This is a genomic window from Pseudoxanthomonas sp. USHLN014, assembly GCF_037153335.1.
Taxonomy (GTDB): Bacteria; Pseudomonadota; Gammaproteobacteria; order Xanthomonadales; family Xanthomonadaceae; genus Pseudoxanthomonas_A; species Pseudoxanthomonas_A winnipegensis.
This window is the reverse complement of the sequence record NZ_JBBCKO010000001.1, coordinates 1-12,645: the sequence shown is the minus strand read 5'-3', so window position 1 is coordinate 12,645 and position 12,645 is coordinate 1. Positions and strand designations below refer to the sequence as shown.

The window sequence follows — 12,645 nt, the reverse complement described above, 5'->3', positions numbered from 1 at the left end:
CCATGAATGATGTGCAGCACGCCACGCCCTCCCCGCGCCTGACCCCGGTCACCACCGACCGCGGCGCGCTGCCGCCGGCCGAGGTCAAGCTCGAGGCCCGCGGCCTGGACTTCTATTACGGCAACTTCCATGCGCTGAAGGGCATCAACCTGCAGATCCCGGAGAAGCGCGTGACCGCGCTGATCGGCCCGTCGGGCTGCGGCAAGTCCACGCTGCTGCGCATCTTCAACCGCATCTACGCGCTCTACCCCAAGCTGCGCGCCACCGGCGAGGTGCTGCTGGACGGCGAGGACATCCTCTCGCCCAAGTACCCGATGAACCGCCTGCGCAGCAAGGTCGGCATGGTGTTCCAGAAGCCGGTGCCGTTCCCGATGACCATCTTCGAGAACGTGGCCTACGGCATCCGCCACCACGAGAAACTGTCCAAGGCCGACATGAACGACCGCGTCGAGCAGGCCCTGCGCCAGGGCGCGCTGTGGGACGAGGTGAAGGACAAGCTCGGCCAGAGCGCGCTCGGCCTGTCCGGCGGCCAGCAGCAGCGCCTGTGCATCGCCCGCGCCGTGGCGCTGCGTCCCAGCGTGCTGCTGCTGGACGAGCCGACCTCGGCGCTGGATCCGATCTCCACCAGCCGCATCGAGCAGCTGGTCGAGGAGCTCAAGCAGGACTACACCATCGCCATCGTCACCCACAACATGCAGCAGGCCGCGCGCGTGAGCGACTACACCGCCTTCATGTATCTGGGCGATCTGATCGAACATGACGCCACCTCGATCATCTTCTCGCGTCCGTCCAAGCAGCAGACCGAGGACTACATCACCGGCAGGTTCGGATGAGGGGTTGAGGGGCGAACAGGAGCGAGGAATGAGAAACAGCAAGATCCTTTCTTCCACGCCTCACCGCTCGCGCCTCACGCCTCTCCGTTCGCTTCCCGCCTGAAGCTCCACATTCCTCTCCACTCATTTCCCGCGCCCATGAACAACTTCCCGCACGACCACATCGTCAAGAGCTACGACGAGGAGCAGCGCCGCATCGCGGCCGAGATCCTGCACATGGGCGAGATCGCCGTGGCCCAGCTGGAAGCGGCGCTGGACGTGGTCGAGCGCCGCGACGACCGCGCCGCCGAACGCATCATCGCCAACGACGAGGCCATCGACACGCTGGAGGACAAGGTCAGCCACGACGTGATGCAGCTGGCCCTGCGCGGGCCGATGGCGCGCGATCTGCGCGTGATCCTCGCCGCGCTGCGCATCCCCAACGACATCGAGCGCATCGGCGACTACGCCTCCAACGTGGCCAAGCGCTCGATGGCGCTGAACATGCTGCCGCCGGTGCCGCACGCCACGGGCCTGCGCTCGCTGGGCCAGCTGGCCGCCGAGCTGGTGCGCGACGCCATGGCCGCCTACCGCGACCAGGACGCGCAGCTAGCGCTGGAAGTGCGCGACCGCGACGCCGAGCTGGACGCGATGTATACCTCGCTGTTCCGCGAGCTGCTGACCTACATGATGGAAGACGCGCGCAACATCACCCCGTGCACGCATCTGCTGTTCATGGCCAAGAACCTCGAGCGCATCGGCGACCACGCCACCAACATCGCCGAGAACGTGTGGTTCCTGGTGCAGGGCGATCATCCGCTGCCGCCGCGCGACAAGCGCGACGAGACCTCGACCACCAATATCCCGTCAGGCGGGCTTTCGCAATCCTGACTCCTGAGTGCCGGATGTAACGAAAATTTTTAGCGTATTCATATTCGCCAGCGCAGGCTGCACGCGAGCCCGGAGATCGGGCCCCCTGCAAAGGAGAACGCCATGAAACGCTTTTCCACCCTCTTCCTGGCCCTGTCGCTGGCGGCGAGCGGCGCCGCAATGGCCGCTCCGCAGCATCATGACGACCGCCATGACGACCGTCGCGGTCCGCCGCCGCCGGCGCGCCATCACGATGCCCCGCATCACTGGAGCCGTGGCGAGCATCTGGGCCACGATCACCGCGGCGTCTACGTCCGCGACTATCGCATTCACCACCTGCCTCCGCCGCCGCGCGGTCACCAGTGGCGCCGCGTCGACAACGACTATGTACTGGTGGCCGTGGCCACTGGCATCATCACCAGCGTGATCGCGGCCAGTCACTGACCCACTGGCGTCATGCGGCGATCGAAAGGGACGCGCCGGCAACGACGCGTCCCTTTTCCATGGTCGCGAGCGCCTTGCGCGGGCGGACGCGCGAGGCCTGTCTGCTAGGCTTTCGCGATGCACGACGCCCCCACCCCGCTATCGCCGAATCCCACCGCCCCGCCCTTCACCCCGATGGCACGCCGTTTCCGCGGCTTCCTGCCGGTGGTGGTGGACGTGGAGACCGGCGGCTTCGACTGGAACCGCCACGCGCTGCTGGAGATCGCCGCCGTGCCCCTGGACCTGGATGAGGCCGGCCGCTTCGTGCTGGGCGACACCGCCTGCGTGCACCTGGAGCCGGCGCCGGGGCTGGAGATCGACCCCAAGTCGCTGGAGGTCACCGGCATCGTGCTCGACCATCCCTTCCGCCTGGCCAAGCCCGAGAAGGAAGCGCTGGACCACATCTTCGCGCCGGTACGGGCTGCGGTGAAGAAGCACAACTGCCAGCGCGCGATCCTGGTCGGGCACAACGCGCATTTCGACCTGCACTTCCTCAATGCCGCGGTGGCGCGCACCCAGCACAAGCGCAATCCGTTCCACCCCTTCAGCGTGTTCGACACGGTCACCCTGGGCGGGCTGGCCTACGGGCAGACGGTGCTGGCGCGTGCGGTGCAGGCGGCCGGCATGCACTGGAACGCCGACGAGGCGCATTCGGCCGTCTACGACGTCGAGCAGACCGCGCGGCTGTTCTGCAACATCGCCAACCAGTGGCCGCGAATGCAGGCCGCGTCCGAATAATGACGCGCGAAGTCCCGCCGCCGGCTGACGCCTCGCTGCAGCCGCTCATCGATGTGCTGGACGCATTGATCCAGGTGCTCGAACAGGACGGCGATACCCACTGGAGCGCGTGGATGCGGCGCGCGAAGTCCCGCCTGGCGCAAGGCGATGATCGCGGCGCGGACGACCTGCTCGGCGCCTACGGCGGCATGGGATCGTTCAACGACCTGATCCTCGGCCAGTCGTACCAGGACGGACGCTTCGCCTGGAAACCGGGCTACGCCGAACTCAACGAGCGGTTGGACGACTTGCGCGGCCGCGCCTGGGAGCTGGCGCAACAGATCCGGCGGCGGCGCGCCTGAGCGCCTAGTCCGGCAGCGGCGCCGCCGGCGGCGGAGTCCGGGCACCCAGCGTGGCGCCGGCCGAGGCCACGATCACCGCGGCGATCGCCAGCCACTGCAGGCCCGACAGGCGCTCGTGCAGGAACGCCAGTCCGCACAGGGCGCCGATGGCCGGCTCCAGGCTCATCAGCATGCCGAAGGTGCGCGTGGGCAGGCGGGTGAGCGCCATCATCTCCAGCGAGTACGGCAGCGCCATCGACAGCACCGCCACGCCCAGCGCCGCCGGCAGCAGCGCCGGCGCCAGCAGCGCGCTGCCGGCGTGAATCACGCCCCAGGGCACGGCCACCATCGCGGCGATGGACGAGCCCAGCGCGACCATGCGCGGGCCATGCCCGGCGCCGGCCTTCTGCCCGAAGACGATGTACAGCGCCCAGCACACGCCGGCACCGACCGCGCAGGCCACGCCGAACGGATCCAGCGCGGCGTCGCGACCCGGCCACGGCACCAGCAGCACCAGGCCGAGCGCCGCCAGCAGCGCCCACACCAGATCCAGGGCGCGGCGCGAGCCCAGCAGCGCCAGCGCCAGCGGTCCGGTGAACTCCAGCGCCACCGCCAGGCCCAGCGGCACGGTCTGCAGGGCGAGATAGAACAAGGTATTCATCGTGCCCAGCGACACGCCGTAACCGATCAGCATCTTCCACGGCAGCGCGCGCCAGGGCAGCGTCCAGGGGCGGAAGGCGATCCACAGCAGCACCGTGCCGAAGCCGAGCCGCAGCGCGGTCGCGCCGGTGGCGCCGACCACCGGGAACAGCGTCTTGGCCAGGCTCGCGCCGGCCTGGATGGACACCATCGAGGCCAGCAACAGCAGCACCGGGAACAGCACCGAGGACTTCAGCGAGGGGGACGAGGCGGACACGAAGAGCCTGCAGTGGATGAGTGCGAGGCTGCGCACTATATTGCGCAGGATGGTCAGTCTAATGACGCGCAATATAGTGCGCAACCGGACGGAGGCGCGATGAGCGTGCTCGAACACGTGGCGGGCAATCTGCGCCGCCTGCGCCAGCAGGCCGGCCTGAGCCAGCAGGCGCTGGCCGAGGCCGCCCAGGTTAGCCGGCGGATGCTGGTGGCGATCGAATCGGGCGACGCCAACGTCAGCCTCAACACCCTGGACCGCTTGGCCGCGGCGCTGGGCGTGCAGTTCGCCGACCTGCTCAAGTCCGCGGCGATCGACGACCCGACGCGCGTGGATGCGCTGGCCTGGCGCGGACGCGACCCCGCCTCGCGCGGCGTGATGCTGTCCAGCGTGCCGGCGGGCCATCAGGTCGAACTGTGGCAGTGGACGCTGATGCCGGGCGAGCGCTATGCCTCGCAGGCCGATCCGGCCGGCTGGCGCGAGCTGCTGCTGGTGATCGAAGGCACGCTGACGTTGGAGAGCATCCACGGCATGCGCCAGTTCGCCGCGGGAGAACACATGGTGTTCGCCAGCGATGCCGGCGACTACGCCTACCGCAACGATGGCGACGCGCCGCTGCGACTGGTGCGCAATGTCGTGTATTGACCCCCTTCTTCGCACCCAGGCCACGCGCGCCGTCGCAGGCTGCTCCCATGCCTCCTGAACTCCGTGCCCTCCGCGCCGACATCACCACGCTTCAGGTCGATGCCATCGTCAATGCCGCCAACAGCAGCCTGCTCGGCGGTGGCGGCGTCGATGGCGCCATCCATCGCGCCGCCGGCCCGGAGCTGGTGGCCGCGTGCCGGCTGCTCGGTGGCTGCCAGACCGGGCAGGCGCGCATCACCGCCGGCTATCGCCTGCCGGCGCGCTACGTGATCCACACCGTCGGGCCGGTCTGGCGCGGAGGCGAGCATGGCGAGGCGGCGCTGCTGGCCGACTGCTACCGCAACAGCCTGCGCCTGGCCGGCGAACGCGGCGTGGCCAGCCTCGCCTTTCCCTGCATCAGCACCGGCATCTACGGCTTTCCGCCGGCGCCTGCGGCCAGGGTCGCCGTGGAGACCGTGCGCGCCGAGGCTGTCGCGTATCCGAGTCTGCGCGAGGTGCTGTTCTGCTGCTTCTCGCAGGAAGACCTGGCGCTGTACGAAGCGCTGCTGCGCTAGCGATGGTCCTTGCGGCGACCAGCGCTAGGCCCGCAACACACCACCCATCGCCATTCCCGCGAAAGCGGGAATCCATGGACGTTCGCGCAAGGAATCAAAGTCGCGGTGTTCCCGCTTCCGCGGGAACGAAGGACGCTCGCAAGGTCGCCCTCAACCCAAACCCCACACCCCCAAGCGCTCAATCGTGCTCGATCCGGTCGCGCCCATTGCGCTTGGCGCGATACATCAAGCGATCGGCGCGCTGATAGAGCGAGGCCGGCGCGGCATCCCCGGGCTCCAGCACCACCAGCCCGGCGCTGAAGGTGATGGCCAGGCCGGCGATTCCGCCCCAGTCGCGGCGCGCATGGAACAGCGCGCGCAGCCGCTCGCAGGCCAGCGCGGCCTGTTCCAGCGTGGTGTCGGTGAACAGCAGGCAGAACTCCTCGCCGCCGCTGCGCGCGGCCATGTCGGCCTCGCGCTGCTGCGCGGCCAGCACCTGGCCGACCTCGCGCAGGACCGCATCGCCGACGGTATGCGAGTACTGGTCGTTGACCCGCTTGAAGTGGTCCACGTCGAGCATCGCCAGGCACAGCGGCTGGCCGCTGCGCCGGGCCCGGGCCATCTCCTGCGCCAGCCGCTCCTCGAACGCGCGACGATTGGGCAGGCCGGTCAGCACGTCCTCGCGCGCCTGACGTTCGAAGGCCTCGGCCTGCGCACGCAGCTGCTCCAGCAGGTCGGTCTTCTCCTGGTCGGCCAGGCGCAGGCGCTGCGCCTGGGCCTGCAGGTCGCGGGTGCGCGCATCGACCAGCCCGGCCAAGCGCTCGGTGCGGTGGCGATACCAGTGCACGCGATACCGGTACAGGCCGAACAGCACCAGCACCAGCAGCGCGATCGCGCCGAACTGCACGCCGTGGCGCTGCCACACGAAGGGCTCGACGGTGAAGTGCAGCACCGCCTGCCGCGCGCTCCACGCCCCGTCCGGATGCGCGGCGGACACGCGCAAGGTGTAGTCGCCGGGAGGCAGGCGCGCCAGTTCGATGCTGCGCTGATGTCCGCGCCGCACCCAGTCGCCGTCCAGGCCGTCGAGCCTGGTGCGGTACTCGGTGCGCTCGGGCAGCAGATAGCTCAGGCCGACATAGCTGACCGTCAGGCGCTGGTCGCCGTTGAGGCGCAGCGGCTGCTCGGTGCGCCAGGCCAGCGGCGCGCCGTCGCGCTGCACCTCGTCGATCACCACCGGCGGCGCGGGCCGATCGCGGAACCACTGCATGCGCGCCGGATCGACGATGGTCACCCCGCCGGCCGTGGCGATCCACACCGTGCCGTCACCGCGCACCACGGCGGTCGGCCCCGAGCTGCCGTTGGCCTGCGAATTGGCCATGCCGTCCATCTCGTTGAAGCTGGTCAGCACCACCCGTGGCTGCAGGCCATCGGCTACGCGGTCCAGGCTGGCCAGGTCGGTGTACAGCACGCCGCGGTTGCTGGTGATCCACAGGTGGCCGGCCTGGTCGGGCCGCAGCTCGAACACCGTGTCCACCGGCATGCCCTGCTCGCGGCCCACGCGCGCCAGCTTGCCGCCGCGCACGCGGTACAGGCCACGATCGGTGGTGATCCATACCGCATCGCCCAGGCGGATGAAGCCGAACACCGTGCGCGCCCCGCCCAGGCCTTCCAGCGGCAGGGGCTGCACCTGGGTGCCGCGCAGCACCAGCGCGCCTTCCAGGGTGCCGATCCAGACCGCGCCGGGCTCGCTATAGACCGAGGTGATCAGGCCGCTGGGCAGGCCGGGCACCTGCGGCCGCACCGCGCGTGCGCCGTCGATATAGGCCAGGCCGCGCTGGGTGGCCAGCCACACCACATCGTCCGGGCCCACGCTGATCGCGCGCACGGTGCCCTGCGGCACGCCCTGCTCGGTCCCGTAGCGGGTGACCGCGCCGTGGAGCGGCACGCGATACACGCCGTCGCTGGCTGTGCCCACCCACAGCGTGCCGTCGCGCTGGCGCGCCAGACTCAGCACCGAGGGCGGCTTGCCGGTCTGCGTGGGCAGGGCCACGGGCGTGACGTGGCGGTCGGCGCTGATCCGCTGCAGGCCCAGCGGATGGCCTACCCACATCGCGCCATCGGGCGCCTCCAGCAGCGCGCGCACGTAGTCCGAGTCCAGGCCGTGGCGCTTGGTGATGTTGGAGAACAGCGTCTCGTGCAGGCGGAACAGGCCGCCGTTGGCGCCGATCCACAGGCTGCCCTCGGCGTCTTCCTTCAGCGCGGTGATCCGCCCCCCGGGCAGCGGCCAGGCCGAGGTCAGCGTCTCCACGCCGTTGCGCCCGATGCGCAGCACCTCGCCGCCTTCGGTGCCGATCCACAGCTCGCCGCGCCGGTCCTGCAGCATCGAACTGGGGCGCCCGACCTTGGGCAGCACATGGCGCAGCACCAGTCCCTGGCCCTCCATGCGGTACAGATGGTCCTGCGCCACCACCCACAGCGCGCCGTCCGGCGCCAGGTAGGGCCAGGCGGCGCCGGGCGGCAGGCCGGCCTCCTGGGAGACGTTGTGCAGGGTGCCGTCGTCATCGCGCCGCAGCAGGCCCTCGGTGCTGCCGACCAGGACGCGATCCTGCGCATCGACGGCCAGGTGCGCATAGGCCGTGCGCAGCGGCGAATCCGGCCCCGGCGTCTCGTAGCGGTAGCGGCCGTCCGGCTCCAGGCAGGCCAGGCCCCGGCCCTCGAACAGCATCCACAGCCGGCCGTGGCGGTCCATGGTCATCGCCGGCAGCAGCACGGCCGGCGCATCGGCCGGCCGTGGCCAGATCTTGAACGTGCCATCGGTGCCGTAGCGGCTGATGTTGCCGCGCGAATCGCTCAGCCACAGCGCGCCGTCCGGCGAGACGTAAAGCGCGCCGATGCCGTTGTCGGCCAGCGCCGGCCGGGTGCCGCGGTCGAAGGTGGTGAAGTCCAGGCCGTTGTAGCGCGTCAGCCCTTCCCAGGTGCCGAACCACAGATAGCCGTCCGGGGTCTGGGCGATGTCGCGGATCGAGTTGTGCGGCAGGCCCTCGCGCGAGGTCCACAGGTCGATGGCGTAGTCGCGCAGCGGCGGCGCCGGCGACAGGGAGGCGGTGGCCAGGGCCGACGCGGCCGGCGTCAGCAACACGCACAGCCACAGCAGCGCCCACGCCCGTCGCCATGCAGCGCGATGCCGATGCGTCCGCGTCATGCCGCCCCCTGCCGCACGTGGCCCCCTTCGCCCGCCTCAGAGGCCGCGCTGGCGCACGGCCTCGAACAGGGTCACCCCGGTGGCGACCGAGACGTTGAGGCTTTCGATATCGCCCGGCATCGGGATCTTGACCAGCCCGTCGCAGTGCTCGCGCGTGAGCCGGCGCATGCCATCGCCCTCGCCGCCCAGAACCAGGGCGATGTTGCCGGTGAGGTCCAGGGCGTAGAGCGAGTTGTCCGCCTCGCCGGCCAGGCCGTAGATCCACACGCCGGCCTTCTGGATCTCGCGCAGGGTGCGCGCCAGGTTGGTCACGGCGATCACCGGGATGCGGTCGGCGGCGCCGGCCGAGGTCTTGCGCACGGTGGCGTTCAGGCCCACCGACTTGTCCTTGGGGATGACCACCGCGGTGACGCCGGCGGCCGCGGCGCTGCGCAGGCAGGCGCCGAGGTTGTGCGGGTCCTGCACGCCGTCGAGCACCAGCAGCAGCGCGCGGCCCTGCGCGCCTTCGATCAGGCCGGCCAGCTCGCCCTCGTCCCAGGTGCGCGCGGCGGCGTAACGCGCGGCCACGCCCTGGTGGCGTACTTGGCCGCCGACGCCGTCCAGCGCCTGGGTGGTGACGCGGCGCACGTCGATGCCCTTGCGGCGCGCGTTCTCCTCGATCTCGGTCAGGCGCGCGTTCTTGCTGCTGCCGTCGATCAGGACTTCACGCACGTGGTCGGCATCGTTGTCGATCGCGGAGGCGACGGCGTTGACGCCGACGATCCATTGGTTCTGTTTGCTCATGAGGGAAAGTCTTGGGAAATCGGCTTTCTTGAAGGGGAAGGCGGGGCGTGGAACCTGGGCGGGCGGAAGATCGTGGCGCCACCGAGGACGGACCGTCGGCACCGCGCGATTGTTCCCGAATCCAGAAGACGATTCCGCCTCGTCAGGTGTCGCGGTCGGGATGCTGGAAGGAAACGATGCGGGAGAGGAATTCCAGCGCGGCGCTGTCCTGCTCGGTGCGGCGCGTCGGCAGCGCCGCCAGCGTGTCGGTGAACGGCAGCCGACCCTCCACGCCGTACTGGATGTGCGGGGGAAACAGCGCCGGGGTGTCGAACGCGCCGGCCGCCAGCGCCACGCCATCTGGCGCCTCGTAGGTCAGCGGGGTGCCGCACTGGTTGCAGAAGCCGCGCTCCACCAGGTTGGAGGAGGCAAAGCGCGTGGGCTGGCCGCGCGTCCACTCCAGGGTGGCGCCGCGGGTGGACACCAGCGGCGCGTAGTACGCGCCGAAGGCCTTCTGGCACATGCGGCAGTGGCAGATCGAGGCGTCGTCCAGCGTCCCGCTGACGCGAAAGCGCACCGCCCCGCACTGACACCCGCCGCTGTACTCGCCCATCGTCCGCCGCCTCGCTCAGTACTTCTGCTTCTTGCGCTTGGCCGGGAACGCCTGCGGCGGCTGCTCGTCCGCGGCGGCCCCGTCCTGGCGCTGCTCGACCAGCCGGAAGTCGATCTTGCGCTCCTCCATGCTGGCCTTCATGACCTGCACCTGGACCGCGTCGCCCAGGCGGAACTCCAGGCCGCGGCGCTCGCCGGAGAGCGTCTTGCGGATCGGGTCGAAGTGGTAATAGTCGTGCGGCAGCTGGGTCACGTGGACCAGGCCGTTGACCTTGGACTGGTTGAGCTCGACGAACAGCCCGAAGCTGGTCACCCCGCTGATCACCCCGTCGAAGATGCCGCCGACATGCTGCTCCATCCACGCGGCGCGGTAGCGCTCGTCGACCTCGCGCTCGGCCTCGTCGGCACGGCGCGCACGCTCGGAGCACTGCAGCGACAGCGCGGCCATTTCGCGCGGGCTGTACTGGAACTTCTCCACCGGCTTGCCGCTGAGGGCGTGCTTGATCGCGCGGTGGACCAGCAGGTCCGGGTAGCGGCGGATCGGCGAGGTGAAGTGCGCATAGGCGTCCAGCGCCAGGCCGAAGTGGCCAGCGTTGTCCGGCGTGTACACCGCCAGGCTCTGGCTGCGCAGCACCACCGACTCCAGCAGGGCCACGTCCGGGCGCTGGCGGATCTTGTGCAGCAGCGCGGTGAAATCGCGCGGCTCGACCTTGCTCCACGGCGGCATGGACAGCTTGAATTCCTTGAGGAACTCCAGCAGGTCGGCGTACTTGGATTCCGGCGGACGCTCGTGCACGCGGTACGGCGCCGGCACGCCCTTGGCCAGCAGATAGCGCGCGGCCTGCACGTTGGCCGCGATCATGCATTCCTCGATCAGCTTGTGCGCGTCGTTGCGCACCTGCATGCCGGCTTGGGTGACCTCGCCCTTGTTGTCCAGGACGAAGCGCACCTCGCTGGTCTCGAACTCGATCGCGCCGCGCTTCTGCCGCGCCTTGGCCAGCAGGCCGTACAGGGCGTGCAGGCGCCGCACGTGCGGCAGGATGGCCGGGCCGATCTGGGCCTGCGCCTCGGCGTCGTCCTCGCCCACCGCCTTCCACACCTGGTCGTAGGTCAGGCGCGCATGCGAGCGCATCACCGCCTCGTAGAACTTCGACTCGGTGACCTCGCCGTTCTTGTTGACCTGCATGTCGCACACGAAGCACATGCGGTCCACGTTGGGATTGAGCGAGCAGATGCCGTTGGACAGGGTCTCCGGCAGCATCGGCACCACGAAGCCGGGGAAGTACACCGAGGTCGCGCGCAGCTGCGCCTCCTCGTCCAGCGGGGTGCCCGGGCGCACGTAGTGCGACACGTCGGCGATGGCCACCACCAACCGGTAGCCGGAGCGGTTGCTGATGCGCAGGCCCTTGCGGTTGGACTCGCAGTAGACCGCGTCGTCGAAGTCCTTGGCGTCGGCGCCGTCGATGGTCACCAGCGGCATGTCGCGCAGGTCCACGCGTCCGCCGATCATCGACGGCTCGACCTTCAGCGGCACCGCGGCGGCCTCGTCCAGCACGGCCTGCGGGAACTCGTAGGGCAGCTCGTGACCGTGGATGGCGGTCTCCACCACCAGCGAGGGGGTGAGCTTGTCGCCGAGCACGGCGATGATCTTGCCGATCGGCTCGCGGCGCCCGTCCGGCGCATGGGTCAGCTCGCACACGACCAGCTGGCCGTCGCGCGCTTCGCCGCGCGCGTCGGGCGGGATCATCACGTTGCGCTGCATGCGCTTGTCGTCGGGCACCACGAAGCTCACGCCCGCCTCGATCGCGAAACGGCCGATCAGCCGGTGCACGCGGCGCTCGAGCACTTCCACGATCGCGCCCTCGCGGCGGCCGCGCCGGTCCATGCCGGTGACGCTGGCCAGCACGCGGTCGCCGTGCATGACCTTGCGCATCTCGAACGGCGGCAGGAACAGGTCGTCGCCGCCCGCCTCGGGCCGCAGGAAGCCGAAGCCTTCCGGGTTGGCGATCACCACGCCCGGCACCAAGTCCATCTGCTCGGCCGGCGCATAGCCGCCGCGGCGGTTGAGCAGCAGCTGGCCGTCGCGGACCATCGCATTGAGGCGCTTGCTCAATGCCTCGAAGCGGTCCGGCGCGGTCAGGTCGAGCTTGGCCGCCACTTCCTCGGCGGTGAGCGGGCCTTCGCTGGCGGCCAGCGTGCCCAGGATCACTTCGCGGCTGGCGATGGGCTGGGCGTAGCGCTCGGCCTCGCGGGCGGCATGGGGGTCGACGAAGCCGGCGTGGCCCGCGCCCTGCGCGGGCACCACCACGCGCGGACCGCGCGGGCGGCGTTCGAACGGACGCGGCCCCGCGTCGCGCGGCCGGTCATCGCCGCCGCGGCGCCCGCCGGACGCACTCTTGCCAGGGCGCGCCGGGGCGGGCGCGTCGGGCAGTTGCGGCATCCAGGGGGGGAGCGACTTGCCGGCGGGCTTCTTTCCGCCGCCGGCGGCATTGCGTGATTTGGAAGGCGAAGCCTTGCCCGATGGGGGGTTGCGTCCGCCCGATCCAGTTTTTTTGGTCATGCGCGCATGGTACACCCCAAGGCCCGCGCTTCCTGGCCCGGCACGCCTGCCGCGTTGACAATCCTCGCCGTTCACCGCACCATACGCGCCCCGTTGCCCAGGTGGCGGAATTGGTAGACGCACTAGTTTCAGGTACTAGCGGGTAAAACCGTGGAGGTTCGAGTCCTCTCCTGGGCACCAACGGATCGGCAGGCC

General features: G+C 70.2%; 12 protein-coding genes and 1 tRNA gene. 8 read left to right on the top strand and 5 right to left on the bottom strand.

What is annotated here, in order from left to right; all coding sequences use genetic code 11:
- Window positions 1-2 precede the first annotated feature (2 nt).
- The 5 genes from pstB to WFQ05_RS00045 all read left to right on the top strand — a co-directional run bounded on the left by pstB (window position 3) and on the right by WFQ05_RS00045 (window position 3,244).
- A complete protein-coding gene (pstB, locus tag WFQ05_RS00065) occupies window positions 3-833 on the top strand; it encodes a phosphate ABC transporter ATP-binding protein PstB (protein WP_130523633.1) in 831 nt (276 codons plus the stop codon).
- A gap of 138 nt (window positions 834-971) precedes the next feature.
- The gene (gene phoU, locus WFQ05_RS00060) at window positions 972-1,703 is read left to right on the top strand and encodes a phosphate signaling complex protein PhoU (protein WP_130519159.1); all 732 of its coding nucleotides are present in this window, start codon (window positions 972-974) and stop codon (window positions 1,701-1,703) included.
- A 102-nt stretch (window positions 1,704-1,805) separates the two neighbouring features.
- Window positions 1,806-2,126, top strand: coding sequence for an RcnB family protein (locus WFQ05_RS00055; protein WP_337052132.1), 321 nt, complete (start codon window positions 1,806-1,808; stop codon window positions 2,124-2,126).
- A 117-nt stretch (window positions 2,127-2,243) separates the two neighbouring features.
- Window positions 2,244-2,903, top strand: coding sequence for a ribonuclease T (gene rnt / locus WFQ05_RS00050; RefSeq protein ID WP_130519161.1), 660 nt, complete (start codon window positions 2,244-2,246; stop codon window positions 2,901-2,903).
- Complete coding sequence (locus WFQ05_RS00045) at window positions 2,903-3,244, top strand: hypothetical protein (RefSeq protein ID WP_337052128.1); 342 nt, start codon at window positions 2,903-2,905, stop codon at window positions 3,242-3,244. Before rnt ends, WFQ05_RS00045 begins: the two co-directional genes overlap by 1 nt.
- Before the next feature lie 4 nt (window positions 3,245-3,248).
- Here WFQ05_RS00045 and rhtA read toward each other — a convergent pair whose 3' ends face one another.
- A complete protein-coding gene (gene rhtA / locus WFQ05_RS00040; protein WP_130529417.1) occupies window positions 3,249-4,139 on the bottom strand; it encodes a threonine/homoserine exporter RhtA in 891 nt (296 codons plus the stop codon).
- 99 nt (window positions 4,140-4,238) lie between these two features.
- On the opposite strand from rhtA, the gene WFQ05_RS00035 reads away from it, so the two are divergent.
- Window positions 4,239-4,781 carry an XRE family transcriptional regulator gene (locus WFQ05_RS00035; RefSeq protein WP_337052127.1) on the top strand — a complete coding sequence of 181 codons (543 nt, stop codon included), beginning with the start codon at window positions 4,239-4,241 and terminating at the stop codon, window positions 4,779-4,781.
- A gap of 47 nt (window positions 4,782-4,828) precedes the next feature.
- The gene (locus WFQ05_RS00030; RefSeq protein ID WP_337052126.1) at window positions 4,829-5,335 is read left to right on the top strand and encodes an O-acetyl-ADP-ribose deacetylase; all 507 of its coding nucleotides are present in this window, start codon (window positions 4,829-4,831) and stop codon (window positions 5,333-5,335) included.
- 178 nt (window positions 5,336-5,513) lie between these two features.
- Here the strand turns inward: WFQ05_RS00030 and WFQ05_RS00025 are convergent, their stop codons facing one another.
- The 4 genes from WFQ05_RS00025 to rnr all read right to left on the bottom strand — a co-directional run bounded on the left by WFQ05_RS00025 (window position 5,514) and on the right by rnr (window position 12,330).
- A complete protein-coding gene (locus tag WFQ05_RS00025; RefSeq protein ID WP_337052125.1) occupies window positions 5,514-8,516 on the bottom strand; it encodes a diguanylate cyclase in 3,003 nt (1,000 codons plus the stop codon).
- A gap of 36 nt (window positions 8,517-8,552) precedes the next feature.
- Window positions 8,553-9,299, bottom strand: coding sequence for a 23S rRNA (guanosine(2251)-2'-O)-methyltransferase RlmB (gene rlmB, locus WFQ05_RS00020; RefSeq protein ID WP_130529409.1), 747 nt, complete (start codon window positions 9,297-9,299; stop codon window positions 8,553-8,555).
- A 142-nt stretch (window positions 9,300-9,441) separates the two neighbouring features.
- Window positions 9,442-9,891, bottom strand: a complete 450-nt coding sequence (locus WFQ05_RS00015) for a GFA family protein (protein ID WP_286577235.1) — start codon at window positions 9,889-9,891, stop codon at window positions 9,442-9,444.
- Window positions 9,892-9,906: 15 nt separating this feature from the next.
- Window positions 9,907-12,330 carry a ribonuclease R gene (gene rnr / locus WFQ05_RS00010; protein ID WP_337052121.1) on the bottom strand — a complete coding sequence of 808 codons (2,424 nt, stop codon included), beginning with the start codon at window positions 12,328-12,330 and terminating at the stop codon, window positions 9,907-9,909.
- 215 nt (window positions 12,331-12,545) lie between these two features.
- Here rnr and WFQ05_RS00005 point away from each other — a divergent pair.
- Window positions 12,546-12,630: transfer RNA gene (locus WFQ05_RS00005), tRNA-Leu, on the top strand.
- Window positions 12,631-12,645: the final 15 nt, after the last annotated feature.

Excerpts from the sequence above, each read along its gene's own strand:
- pstB (WP_130523633.1), top strand. The coding sequence starts at position 3 with ATGAATGATGTGCAGCACGCCACGCCCTCCCCGCGCCTGACCCCGGTC.
- phoU (WP_130519159.1), top strand. The coding sequence starts at position 972 with ATGAACAACTTCCCGCACGACCACATCGTCAAGAGCTACGACGAGGAG.
- WFQ05_RS00055 (WP_337052132.1), top strand. The coding sequence starts at position 1,806 with ATGAAACGCTTTTCCACCCTCTTCCTGGCCCTGTCGCTGGCGGCGAGC.
- rnt (WP_130519161.1), top strand. The coding sequence starts at position 2,244 with ATGCACGACGCCCCCACCCCGCTATCGCCGAATCCCACCGCCCCGCCC.
- WFQ05_RS00045 (WP_337052128.1), top strand. The coding sequence starts at position 2,903 with ATGACGCGCGAAGTCCCGCCGCCGGCTGACGCCTCGCTGCAGCCGCTC.
- WFQ05_RS00035 (WP_337052127.1), top strand. The coding sequence starts at position 4,239 with ATGAGCGTGCTCGAACACGTGGCGGGCAATCTGCGCCGCCTGCGCCAG.
- WFQ05_RS00030 (WP_337052126.1), top strand. The coding sequence starts at position 4,829 with ATGCCTCCTGAACTCCGTGCCCTCCGCGCCGACATCACCACGCTTCAG.
- WFQ05_RS00025 (WP_337052125.1), bottom strand. The coding sequence starts at position 8,516 with ATGACGCGGACGCATCGGCATCGCGCTGCATGGCGACGGGCGTGGGCG.
- rlmB (WP_130529409.1), bottom strand. The coding sequence starts at position 9,299 with ATGAGCAAACAGAACCAATGGATCGTCGGCGTCAACGCCGTCGCCTCC.
- WFQ05_RS00015 (WP_286577235.1), bottom strand. The coding sequence starts at position 9,891 with ATGGGCGAGTACAGCGGCGGGTGTCAGTGCGGGGCGGTGCGCTTTCGC.
- rnr (WP_337052121.1), bottom strand. The coding sequence starts at position 12,330 with ATGCCGCAACTGCCCGACGCGCCCGCCCCGGCGCGCCCTGGCAAGAGT.